Annotated in this window: 2 protein-coding genes; both read left to right on the top strand. The window is 59.2% G+C overall.

What is annotated here, in order from left to right:
- Positions 1 to 81: 81 nt before the first annotated feature.
- Positions 82 to 1,875 (top strand): ShlB/FhaC/HecB family hemolysin secretion/activation protein, encoded by a 1,794-nt coding sequence (locus tag ACHZCJ_RS16700; RefSeq protein WP_321327709.1) that lies wholly within the window; start codon positions 82 to 84, stop codon positions 1,873 to 1,875.
- A 49-nt stretch (positions 1,876 to 1,924) separates the two neighbouring features.
- A complete protein-coding gene (locus tag ACHZCJ_RS16695) occupies positions 1,925 to 13,654 on the top strand; it encodes a hypothetical protein (protein WP_321327708.1) in 11,730 nt (3,909 codons plus the stop codon).
- The last annotated feature ends 58 nt before the right edge of the window (positions 13,655 to 13,712 follow it).

Below are 13,712 nucleotides of genomic sequence, written 5' to 3'. Positions count from 1 at the left end.
GATCCGGCCGACCGCCGGACGGCAGAGCCGCTCTGGTGGTTCCAGGGGTCACACCGGGATTGCCAAAAAACGGGGATATATATGACGCGCTCGCGCACTACGCTTAACACAACTGCCCTGACGGCAGCGCTTTCCATTTTCATGTCCGGTATGCCGGCCTGGGGGCAGTCATCTGTCGCGGCACCGACACGAGAGGAAATCCAGCGGGGAGCCGTCGACGAAGCGCTGAAGGGCCAGGCCCAGCCGCTGGGTCTGGATGGTGCAGTGGAACGATCCGCCTGCCCGCTGGCCGGACCGGAATTTGCCGACGTCCGGTTCACGCTGAAAGCGGTTGATTTCACCGGTCTGATCTCGGTCGATCCCGTTTCGCTAAGCGAGTCCTACGCCGGCTATATCGGTCAGGATGTACCGGTTTCGGTGGTCTGCGACATCCGCGACCGGGCTGCGACCATCCTGCGTAGCAACGGCTATCTGGCGGCCGTACAGGTCCCGCCCCAGACAATTGATGACGGCAGTGTCCGCTTCGATGTGCTGATGGCCCGGATGACCGCGGTGCAGGTGCGCGGCAATGCCGGTCCGTCCGAAGCTCTTCTCCAGAAATATATCGAGAAACTGGCCGCCCAGCCAGTCTTCAACATCGACACAGCGGACCGCTATCTGCTCCTCGCCCGTGACATACCGGGACTGGACGTGCGCCTGTCGCTGCGGCCGGTCTCGGCAGAATCCGGCGGGCAGCCAGGCGAGGTTGTCGGCGAGTTCAACGTGATCCGTACACCGGTCTATGCCGATATCAATATCCAGAACTTCGGCTCCAAGGCGGTCGGCCGGTTCGGCGGGCTGGCGCGGGTGCGGTTCAACGGGTTGACCGGTCTGGGCGACGAAACCGTGATTAGCGGCTATTCGACAGCGGACTTCAAGGAGCAGCAGGTTCTGCAACTCGGGCACGAATTCACTGTCGGAGGCGAAGGCCTGAAATTCGGTGGCAATTTCACTTATGCCTGGACCAAGCCCGAGCTGGCTGGTGGTCTGGATGTTGAATCGCAGACTCTGGTGGCCAGCGCCTATGCAAGCTTTCCCTTCGTCCGCAAGCAATCACGCAATATATTCGGCACAATCGGTCTCGACTATATTGACCAGCGCACCGACCTTCTGGGCGTCCGCACCAACGAAGACCGGCTGAGCGTCGCCTTCGCCCGGCTCGACTTCAACCAGATCGATCCAGACAGTATTTCCGGCCGCGGCGGCTATTCCGCCTACGAACCCAGATGGGGCATCGGCGGTTCGCTGGAAATCCGGCAGGGGCTGGACATATTGGGTGCCAGCGAGGGCTGCGGCCCGGCTTTTGTCAATTGCATCGGCCAGACCGTGTTGCCGACCCGCGCGGATGGCGATCCGACGGCATTTGTCATCAGGGGACAGGCCAAGATCGACTTCCGGCCAACGCCGTTACTGGCCCTGACGTTGAAGCCCCGCCTACAATATTCGCCCGACGCGCTCTTCTCCTATGAAGAAATCTCCGGCGGCAATTACACTACCGGTCGCGGCTATGATCCCGGAACGATCATTGGCGACAGCGGCTATGGCCTACAGACGGAAGTCAGCTATGGATCGCTGATCCCCGAGACACCGGAGAGCATCGCGCTCCAGCCTTACATGTTTTTCGACTTGATGAGCGTCTGGAACAAGAATGTGCCGGGCGATCCCCAGAAACTCTATTCCGCCGGTGGCGGGCTGCGCATGACGATCGGCCAGCAGGCCAGCCTGGATCTGACCGGTGTCGTGCCGCTGAAACGGGCGCCGTTCGCAACCCGCCGACAGGACGCGCGGGCATTGCTGACGCTGACCGTCCAGCTTGCCCCCTGGAAGCGCAGATGACACCGATTTTCAACATTAGACCAGCCGCAATGCAAACGAGGACAGGATCATGAGCAAGCGATCACAGAGCAACAGCAGCCGAACCGACGTTCGCGCCGTGGGCAAAATGCGCTGGCTGTCGGGCAGTTCGATGGCAGCGGCGGCGTTTCTGCTGGCATCCGCTCCGCAACCTGCGCAAGCCCAGTCGGCCTTGCAGGCCCCGAATTTCAGTCCCCGTGACGTCAGGATTTCGGCCCCGCTGTCGCCGCTACCGGTCAATGATGTCAAAATCAGCGCTCCGATCACACCGTTGCCTGACGCGAATATCCGCATTTCAGCCCCGCTGTCGCCTGTTTCTGTCAATAATATCCGGATCAGTGCACCGGTCACGCCCCTGCCCGACACCAATATCCGCATTTCGGCACCGATCGTGCCCCCGGCTGACACCGATATCCGAATTTCTTCCCCTGCCCCGGCCAATTTCGATCCTGTCAGCATAAGCGCGCCGGTTCCCGGACTGAACGAAGCGCAGGCCTTCACGCCTGTCAGCGGCCAGGCGTTTCAGGCCAGTGCCAGTTCGCCTACGGGCGGCGTGCTATTTCTGGGCGCCCGTCAAACCAATCTGGATCAGCTCGAGATCACCCAGAGCGAAGCGGTGATCAACTGGACGCCGTTGGACACCGACGCGCCTACTTTCGGCAGCGATGGGCTGGTCAACAACCCGATCGACATCTTGCCCGCCGGCAGAACCCTCCGCTTTGTCTCCAATGGCCTCGATTATACGGTTCTGAACCGCATTTTGCCGGTGGCGACCGCAGACGGCAGGCCGGTGCAGTTCAACGGTATTGTTGAAAGCTTTGTCGACACTGCCGCAACCGCGCCCGGTGGAAATATCTGGTTCTACAGCCCGGGCGGAATCATCGCCGGTGCCACGAGCCGGTTCGACGTCGGCAGCCTGGTGCTGACGACCAATGATATCGACACGACCGGTGGCCTTTACGGTTCCAGCGGAGAAATGCGCTTTGCCGGTGTTGCCGATAGTCAGTCGAGCATCCAGATCAACGCTGGCGCGCAGATAAACGCGCTGAATAACGGCAGCAGCTATGTCGCCATGGTTGCGCCACGTATCGTCCAGGGCGGAACTGTAACGGCAGACGGCTCGGTTGCCTATGTCGCAGCAGAACAAGCCGAATTGACGATCAACAACGGGCTGTTTGATATCTCGATCGGTGTGGGCACGTCCGATGCCAATGGCGTGGTTCATACCGGTACAACCACCGGTCCGGCATCAAGCCCGATTGTCGGCCAGAGCGGTGTAATCGATGCCGATGCGCAGGCCATATATATGGTCGCCGTTCCGAAGAATGATGCGCTGACCATGCTGGTCGGAGGCGCCGTCGGTTATCTTGCGGCTTCCTCCGCAACCATCGATGGCGGAAAAATCATCCTTAGTGCGGGCGGAAATGTTACGGCATCCGGATCGCCGGACGCACCGGTCAATGCGATCGAGGAAAATGTAACGTCGACCGCTGCTGCCAATATCGCGATCGGCGGTACGTCTACGACCACATTCGGCTCCACGCTCGAAACATTTGCATCAAACGACATCTCAATTTCTTCGCAGTCAGCAGCCGACCGGGTGCTGATCAGCAATACCGTCGGAACGCAAGACCTGAATCTGACCGCGGGTAACGAGATCAATCTCGACATATCGGGCGGTGGCCAGATATTGGTCAACGGCGATGTGAATTTGACCGCCAGAACCGACGCTACCGGCGGTAACATAAATCTGAATATAAATCGTACCGGCTTCGGAACTGAAATCGATACCGGTCTCCGGGTGAGCGGCAACCTGACCGCCGACAGCAGCGCAACCGGCGCCGATGATTTCTTTATCGTCAGGGACAATGGCGGCACCGGGATCGGACAGGACGCTATTGGCGGCGACATCGCCATCAATATCACCGACGGCGGCGTGTTGGATGTCGGCGGCAACACAAGATTCCTGACCGGCGCCCAGGGCGGGAAAGGCGAAATTCAGAATGGCTTCGGCCAGGCTGGCAATATCGTCTTCAACATGGACAGCGGCATCGCGGCGTTCGGAAGCGATGTCTCTTTCGAAGCCAATGTTCGGAACACCGGGGACGGAAAGATCGGTGGTAGCGGTGTCGGGCTGTTGGGCAGCAACAGCACCGCCGGTGATGTCGACCTGATCCTGACCGGCGGCGAGTTGACCGTGAACGGCAATCTCGGAATCACGACTTATGCCTTGGGAACCAGCGGTAGTGACGACGCGACCGCCCAGAATAATGCCGCTGTGGCAGGCTCGGTCAATTTCGCTGTTTCAGACGGAAGCCATAATTTCGGAAGTGTGAATATTGCCGCCTATGCGAGTGGTGGAAGCTCATATGATGCTAGCGGCAACAGCTTTGTGGGAGATGTCACCCGCGCATCGGTCAATCTCGCGCTCAGCAACAGTGGTACCGAAGTGTCGATTACAGACAGAATTGTCATCGATACATCGACAAACGGAAATGTCCTGAACGATCCAGCCGCCGACGCAGTGACCATCAGTGTTATAAATACCGGTGGGGAATCAGGGCTGGTCGTGTCCAATGGTGTCGACGTTTATACCTATGCCTCCAACGGCGGACCTGGGGAAACCCTGACCGCCGGATCGGTATCGGTACTTGCTGACAATGGCCAGTTCGATTTCGGAGATTTATATATCGATGCCAGCATAGACCTCTTTTCCATTGGCGAAAGGAGCGCGCTTGCGACCGCCGGTAATATAGATCTGGTTGCACAAAATGGCGGCGTGATTTCCGGCAACACTGCGAACCTCTATGCCTATGCCAACACCGAGAGTACCTATGGCATCAATGCACAGGGCGGAGATATCCTGATTCATGCCAATGACGGGGCCATCGTTTTTACTGGAGACCTTGATGCAACCGCCAGCGCACGGGGTGGAGTCAAAGATTCTACAACTGTAGAGACGACAAGCGCTCAAGGTGGATCCATCAGATTATTGCTGGAGGGCAGCTCGCCTTCCAGCAGCCGCATCAGCGCCGCGGACATGTATCTCGACGCTGATGGTTCGATCGCCGGGGGCGTGGAGATCACGCCGATTTTTGAAGGCGGCGGAGGCAGCGGTTTTGGCGGCGAAATAATCTTCGATCTTCTCGGCGGAACATTTATCGCAAATGACATCGAAGTCAGCGCTGATGGCGCAGGCGGCCAAGGCGGAACCGAACCACCGCAACAAGCTCCGGGCATTTCATCGATACCCGAAACCTCTGCACTGGCTATGCCTACGGACCTTACCGTGATTGACGCGCCTATGGCAGGTGGCATTTCTGCCGGTGATGGCGGCGACGGTCAGGGCGGCGACGTCACCTTCAATCTCAACGGTGGCGACGCGACCGTCACCAACCTGACGATCTCGGCCAACGGATTCGGCGGCAATGGTTCCTATGGCGATACCTATAATGGTACCGCCGGTGGAGCTGGCGGACGCGGGATTGGCGGCAACGCGGTTTTCAATGGCCAGTCGGGAAACTTGACCATCACCAGCACACTCACGGTGTCAGCGGATGGCAATAACCAGAACCTCGCCCCCTATGCCGCAAATGGTGCAGGTGGCTTTGGCTTTGGCACAGATGGCGGTAATGGCGGCGACGGAATCGGAGGCACCGCTACCTTCAACCTTGATGGCAGCGCGACAATCAACGCCAACGATATTGTTATTTCGACCAGCGCTGATGGCGGAAATGGTGGCGGCAGCAGCAGCGCGGGCAGCGATACCATTCAGGCCGGGACAGGCGGAAATGGTGGCAATGCGACTGGTGGCACTGCCACATTCAACAATAATGCCGGGACGCTCGGCTTTAGCCAGCTTTCGGTCACATCGGTCGGGGCGGGCGGATTTGGCGGGGACGTCTTTGGCTTTTCAACCGGTGAAGCGGATAATATCGCCGGCGATGGCGGCACCGGAACTGGTGGCAATGCGATCATCAATATCAACCAGGATGACCTCAACAGCCCGGTCTACATCGTCGATGCCAGCGGTTTCGGGGGTGATGGCGGCGACGGGCTGGATGGCGGGAACGGCGGCGCTGCCTTTGGCGGGGTCGCGGCGATCAATATCAATGATGCAACCGCCGATCCGGATGATCCCACCATCATCGCCAATGCGAGAGGCGGGGACGGCGGCGCCGGACTGCTCGATGCGACCAATAATATCACGGGTAACAGCGGCTCAGGCGGCGCCGCGACCGGCGGTACGGCTCGTCTGGAAGTTACCGGGGCCGGCGGAAATATCGACCTCGGATTTCTCATCCTGGAAGCCAATGCAACCGGCGGCAGCGGCAGAGACGGCTTCTATCAGTTCGGCGGCGGCATGGACGGCGGCGATGGCGGAGCGGGCGGCGACGCGACGGGCGGCATGGTCGAACTGATCGCGCGGACGGGCGGAACGATAAATTTGACCTCTTCCGATTTTACCATGAGCAGCACCGGCACCGGCGGAGCTGGCGGATACGGAGGCAACTCTTATGACAGTGTCGCCGGCGACGGCGGCGATGGTGGCGACGGAACGGGTGGCACCGGTCGACTGCTCGCACAAGGCGGCACGATTTCAGGGAATAATCTCAATATAACAACAGCCGGCATCGGGGGAGACGCCGGAGACGGCGGCTTTTATGGCGCATTCGGGACCGACGGGACCCCTGGTTATGGCGGCATCGGAACCGGTGGTACCGGGATTGTCGAGATTCAGGAAGGCAGTCCCGGAATAGTCGCATTCGCCGACGTAACCATAGATTCCAGCGGCACGGGTGGCGACGGCATCCTCGGCCGCTTCGGCGCGGGTGGCCGCATCGAGATTACCGACAGTTCGACCGATCCTGCGGGACTGATCAGCTTCGGTAGCCTGACAGCCACTGCTTTCGATACGGCGATCGGAACCGGGATCGGCTCGGGTTCGGCCCTGCCCGGCGGCTTTTTCATAACCGGCGATAGCGGAGCTGTATCGATTTTCGGCGATCTGGACGTCAACGTGGCCGGCAATATCGAATATAGCCTGGACGGCGATGCGCAGATGACCGTTGGCGGCAATGCCACGCTGATCAGTGGCCAGAATATCTTCGTCGATCACAGCAATAACGGAACGCCGGTCAACAGCATCGATGTGTCCGGCAATTTCGCGGCCACGGCGCAGGGCGATTTCATCAGCACCACCGGCTCGCGGATCAATGCCGCGGGCAGCGCCTCGGTTCGCACGGGTCAGAATGCCACGGTTGCCGATATTGCCGGAGTCGGACTGGTCGATATATCGGCTATGTGGAATGCCAATGTCACCAATGCGGCTGTCACCGGAACCGTGGCGACCGTGACCCTTGGCGCAGGAACCTTCGTCCTCGGGCCGCAGATGCTCATCCAGGCCGGGCATGATCCCGCAGGCACGCCAAGCGCGACCTTCGATCCAAGCTATAATGCCACGATAGACGGCGATGTCACATCTGCCGGTTTCATCACGGTAAACGCTGGCGGCAATGCATTGTTCCAGAGCGGCAGCAATACGGTTTCGGACAATGGTCTGACCGTGCAGACCGGCGACGATATCATCATCCAGACCGGTGCAAGCCTGGTAGCGGGCAATAATGCCGCCACATCGCCAAACACCGCCAATCCGTTCCCCGACACCAACAACCTGATCCTCCAGGCCGGAGCGCTAACGCCCCTGATCAGCACGACCTTTACACCGATTGCATCCATTGTCGCCGCCGGTGATCTGGATGCCAATGATTTCGCCGTGGTCATGTCGGCTAACGCGATCGACGGTCTGGGCGGCTCGATTACCGCCAGTTCTATTTCCGCCGATATCATTGATGCACCTTCCAACGCCCTGATCACCGCGATCGGACAATCGGACGACAATGGCCTGCTCAGCAGCCTTTGTGTCGAAGGCAATGTCTGTCTCGGCACGTTGGCTGCCGACAATCTGGTTTATATTGGACAGGCCAGCAACAATGACGTGGTCCAGGGCATCATCGAGGCCGGCACCGTGTCGGCCACCGACATTCTGGTCACCACCCGCCGCGACATCATCATGGGTACCGACGGCATTGCCACCGTCCTTGATGCATCGAACCAGTTCCTCGTGGAAAGCACCGAAGGCGACGTCGACCTGCGCGACGCCTCGGTCGGCAGCGCAAGCATCATGGTCAGCGCAGTGAACGGCAGCCTTCTCGGCTCCGCTTCGCTGAACAGCATCAATGACATCGGCATCACGGTAGGGGCTGACATTACGGCTGCATCTATCGCGACCGGCGGGCAGTTGACCACCGTTGCGCTGGTCGGCGGCGGATCGGAAAATCTCTATACCGTCCCCGGCAGCATCACGGTCGATAGCTATAGCCAGGGCACCGCGCAACGCTTCCGCGTGGAAGCCGGCAATGACATCAGCTTTGGCCAGATTACGGTTCCCGATCGCGCCATCGAACTGTTTGCCGCGCAAAGCGGGCCGGGCGATATATTCCTCGGCACCACCAGCGGTGCCAGCAGCATCGTCCTGCAGGGAGAAAATGTCAGCTTTATCGATCTCGACGCGACGGTGTCGGTGACCAGCGGCATCACCATATTGGCAACAAACGGGAATATTACCGGCGGCGATGCCCTTGCCAATTCCATCACCGATTTCGAAGCGGTGGGCGGCGACATCATTATCGGCAATCTGACCGGCGGTGCCAGCGGCGGCACCAGTCTGGACGCCAGCGGCGCGATCTCCGTTGGTGCGGTGAGCGGCGGTGCCGTTCTCACGGTTAACGCCGGAGCGGATTTTGACTTCGATACGGCAGAAGCCTTCCGAACCAATATCAGCGCCGCAAATATCACCGGCAATACGATCCGGACGCTCGGCGTCACCGGGGGCGCACCCAATACGCTGGCGATGACCGCCAGCGGCGACATCACTCTGGGCACAGCCACCGCAACCGACACGCTCGACCTGACCGCCGGCGGCAATCTGACCGCCGACTTGCTGGATGGCAATTTTCTGGTCGACATCACGGCTGGCGCGGTAGACGTGACCACGCTCAACGCGGCCCAGATCGGGAATGTCACAGCGACGAGCGGTGATCTGGATATCGGCGCGATCATCGGCGGCAGTTCAATAAGTCTGGAATCACAAGCCGGCAACGTGAGCCTGGGTACGGCAAGCGCGACCAACGGTTTTACCGCTGTGGCCGATAACGGTTCGATCGCCTTTACCGATATAACAGCGCAAGGCATCAGCCTGACCGCGGGCGGAGATATCAGCGGTACATCGCTTTCCGCTATCAACACGGGCGCCAACCAGAGCATCAATCTCGATGCCGGAGGAACCGCATCCGTCGGCACAATGTTCGCCAATGAGATCGTTGATGTCGATGCGGTTACGGCCGACTTCGGATCGGTTACCGGAACCCTGCTGGTACGCATCGAAGCAGATGATATCACCACTGGCGACGTGACATCCGATGGCCAGATGTTCCTGACCGCCGCGAACGGCAATATATCGAGCGCCAATCTGTCCGGCACGTCGGTTCAGACACAGGCAACCGGCGGCAACATCACCATCGGCAATATCGACGGCACATCCATTCTGGTGCGCGCGGTCGACGGCAATATCTCGACCGGCGATTTGACCGCCACCGGCGGCGGCGCGAGCGACATCACTATGAACGCCGGCGGAACCGCCACCTTTGGTTCGGTGATGGCGGACCGTCTGGTGGATATCATCGGCACGACAATTTCCGGCGGCACCATCGACGCAGGGGCATTTGTCGATATCAACGGCACGGATATTGCCTTGGGCGATGTGACCGCAGGCGATAATCTGACCATCGATGCCACCGCAGGGGATGTGACGACCGGCGCGCTGGATGCCGGCCTGAGCATCGTCGTAAACGCCAGCGACAGCTTCGATATTGCATCCGCAACCAATGGCAATACGACCGCTCTGCGTCTCACCGCGACCAATGGTTCGGGCACGCTCGGAAATGTCACTTCGCTCGGATCCATCGCCATTGTGACCGGTACCGATCTGGTGGCCGGCATTCTTGACGCAGCAACAGACATTACCGTGACCTCAGGCGGCACCCCCGCGATTGCCAGCGTCATCAGCGGCAATAACACGACCATCACCGGCCAGTCGGTCACCCTGAACAACGGCAGCATCGGCGGAGATCTGACCCTCGATGCGACCGCCGGCAATATCGACGGAACCGGCACGGTCACCGTCGCTGGCGGCATCGATCTCGATGCCACCGGCAATGTCGGATTTGGCGATCTCGAAGCGCAGGGCGGCACGTTCACCGTCGACGCCGGCAATGACATCGACTTCGCTGGTGCAACCAGCAGCGATGCCATCAGCATGACCGCCGGCGGCAGCATCAACGGCGGTAATCTGAACGCCGTCAATGCGCTCAATCTGGACGGCGGCAATATTGCGATCGGCAATGCAAGTGCCGCCAATATCAGCTTCAACAGCGCCGCGAATATCCTGTTCGACAGCATCAGTTCGCCCAATGGCGTCACCTTGACCGCTTCCACCGGGACGATCGGCGTGAACAGCACCGGCGGCGATATAACGGTGACGGGTGCGGGAGCCAGTATCAATCTGTTCGCCGACAATGTCGACGTTGGCGCGCTGACCACCAATAGCGGCGACATTCTGATATCGGCGACACAGGACATTGCGATCGGTTCGGCGGCAACGGCAACCGGCACTCCGACAGCGGCCTCCATCGGTCTGCTGGCGGGCGGCAATATCGTCACAGGTGCGCTCAGCGCCGGCGAGGATGTATCGATCCGGTCACTGGGTGACGTTGCTCTGGCCAATGTTTCGGCCGGCGATGATTTTATCGTTCTGGCAGACGGCGCGATCACGCTGGCCGGTGCGACGACCAGCGGCGCGGGCATCGACCTGTTCGCGCTGTCGTTCGACACCGCCAATGCCGGTCAGGCCGGATCCATTGTCTTTGCTTCCGAAACCGCCACCGGCTCGAATATATTGCTGACCAGCGGCGGCGATATGACCGCCACCGGCGCCCTGAACGCCAGCGACGACATCACCATTGTCGCAGGTGGCACGCCATCGCTGGTCAATGCGATCAGCGGCGGCAACACCAGTATCACCGGTACAAGCGTGACGCTGAACAACGGCACCATCGGCGGTGATCTGGCGCTCAATGCGACCGCCGGCGATATCGACGGAACCGGTACCATCACCGTCGGTGGCGGTATCGATCTCGATGCCACCGGCAATGTCGGATTTGGCGATCTCGAAGCGCAGGGCGGCACGTTCACCGTCGACGCCGGCGGCAATATCATCTTCGACAACGCGACAAGCAGTGATGACATGGCACTCGACGCGGGTGGCAACATCAATGGCGGATCCCTGACCTCGACCGGCAATATTTCTGGCGACGCTGCTGGTGATTTCGGATTTACCAATGCCAGTGGCCAGAATATCAGCCTGACTGCAGGCGGCGATATAACCGGAAATTCCGCAACGGCAGCGATATCGCTGACAATGGATGCCGCTGGCCTGATCAGTCTCGATAATGCTGTCAGCAGCGAAGCGCTGTTCGTATCCGGAAGCGAAATAGCCATCTCCGATACCGACGGCGGTTCCGTGCTTCTGAACGCCGGTTCGGGCGCCATCACCCTGGATACCATTGCCGGTTCCTCATCGGTCGAACTGACTGGTGGCGCAATCGACTTCACCAGTGCGACGGGCGGCAATATCGTAATGAACGGTACCGATATTGCATTCATGAATGCAAGCGGGGTGGATGTCGACATCACCAGCAATGGAACCATCGATTTCGGCTCGATCGATGGTACCGGCACCGTCACAATTGACAGCAATTTCGGACTGCTGACCGGCGGCACGATAGACGCCGGCGGGGCCGTCATTATCGATGCCAATCGCGACGCCAGCTTCGATACGATCAACGGCGGTGCCAATGTATCGATCAGCATGAACAGCAACAGCGATCTGACTGCCAATGCCATCGCCAGCGCGACCAATGTCAACGCGACCCTGCAAGGCGGGAGCTTTGCGGTCGGTTCGGTCAGCGCGGACAAGACTGGTCAGGGAACGGTAAATATCAGAGCCGACAACGGCATTGAAATCGCTGACATATCCGGCAACGAGGCATTTCTGACCGCCTCTGCCGGGTTGGTCAACGTGACCAACAATATCGATCTCACCACTATCATTGTCGCGTCCGGCGAAGCCGTGTCCCTCGTTTCGCAACAGGACATGGTCGTTCAGGCTGAAGCCACCAATGGCGATATCGGTCTGTTATCTGCTGGCGATCTGCTGGTGCAAAGCGCACAAGCAACAGGGGATATCATTATATCTGCCGGCGGCTCGGCCAGCATAGATGACAAGTTTGACGTCTCTGACAATTCGCCGCTGGATCCCGATTTCCCTCTATCGGTTGCATCATCGGGCGGTGACGTCGTCATCAGCGCGGTCGACACCGTATCGATCATCAATTCGGTGAGCGCGGCGAATGACCTGCAGATAACAGCCGGAAATCTGATCGACATACAGGCAGCTACTGTTGGCACCAACATTCTGACGGTTAGCGCCGATATGGATATCGGATCGGCAGGCAGCCTGGGACAGAATGATCTGACCGCTGACATCCAGATATTCACCAATGGTTCCAGCCAGATGTCACTCGGCGGTGATGGTACCGGTTCGAGTGGGAAATTCACGTTGGATAATGACGAATTCTCTCGCATTCATTCCGGCGGAGACCTCAGCATTTATGCCGTCGAGACCGGAATTGGCGGATTTGACCTGACGATCGAGAATCTGCAGCCATCGGCATCTTTCGACGGCAATTTTGGCAGAGATGCAAATTTCAATATTTCCGCCGACCAGTCGATCAGGGTGGACGGCAGGCTATCGGTGCAAGGCGATTTCCAGACAACCCTGAATTTGGTTGCTGGCGAGGATATTTTCATCAACGCCGAAACGGGCTCTATCGGAATAACAAATGACGGCAGCTTGTCCGGCAATCTCGCTTTCACCGCCCGCAACATATACGCGGTGACGGACCAGGCCTTTGACGATATTCAGGGCATGAGCACCGCCGAAATCGATGCCCGCCTTGCCGAGAATGACGGCATTGTACGGGATGAGGGTTTCATCTTCGCCGATCTGATCGACGTCACTTTGCTGGCCAGTCAGTTCTATGTCCAGAATACGGGAAGCGGCACGGATTTTGACGCTCGGCGGGGCTTCGCGGTCGGGTCTGGTGGCTTCACGATCAATACCGGCCCAAGTGGTTCGACCCCGATCGTTATCAATGGCACCATCGATAACGCCATCGGTGTCGCGGTCATTCCCGCCACAACGATTACCGGCGGTGGCTTCGACCAACTGTCCACGATCAACGGTTGTCTGATAGCCAATCCTGCCAGTTGCGCGCCTACTCCAACGCCAACTCCAACGCCCACTCCTACTCCGACGCCGGACACGCCGCAAACCAATGAACCGGTGCAGGATATCATTGAAGAAGAAGTGACTCCGGAGAAATACGCAGCAGATCCGTTTGCGAACAATCTTATCGAGATCAAGAAAAACGACGATATGGCAGAAGATCCGTTGATTGACGAGCCGGTCACAGGTGCAGGCAATGAAGATCTTTGGGTTGGCGGCTCCGAGTGCGAAGCCGATACCAGTGGGACATGCCTGGTTGAGGAAGATGAGGACGCGCGCGAACCGGCGGAATGATGCCACCACGCAATTGATCGGTTGACCTTTTGCGCGGAAAGCCATTAGGCGATGGCTG

It is taken from the genome of uncultured Parasphingorhabdus sp., from assembly GCF_963677535.2.
GTDB lineage: Bacteria > Pseudomonadota > Alphaproteobacteria > Sphingomonadales > Sphingomonadaceae > Parasphingorhabdus.
The sequence above is the reverse complement of the archived record's forward strand: the minus strand, read 5'-3'. Positions and strand labels throughout refer to the sequence as shown.

Bases quoted from the DNA above. Each gene is read 5' to 3' on its own strand.
- ACHZCJ_RS16700 (WP_321327709.1), top strand. From the start codon at position 82: ATGACGCGCTCGCGCACTACGCTTAACACAACTGCCCTGACGGCAGCG.
- ACHZCJ_RS16695 (WP_321327708.1), top strand. From the start codon at position 1,925: ATGAGCAAGCGATCACAGAGCAACAGCAGCCGAACCGACGTTCGCGCC.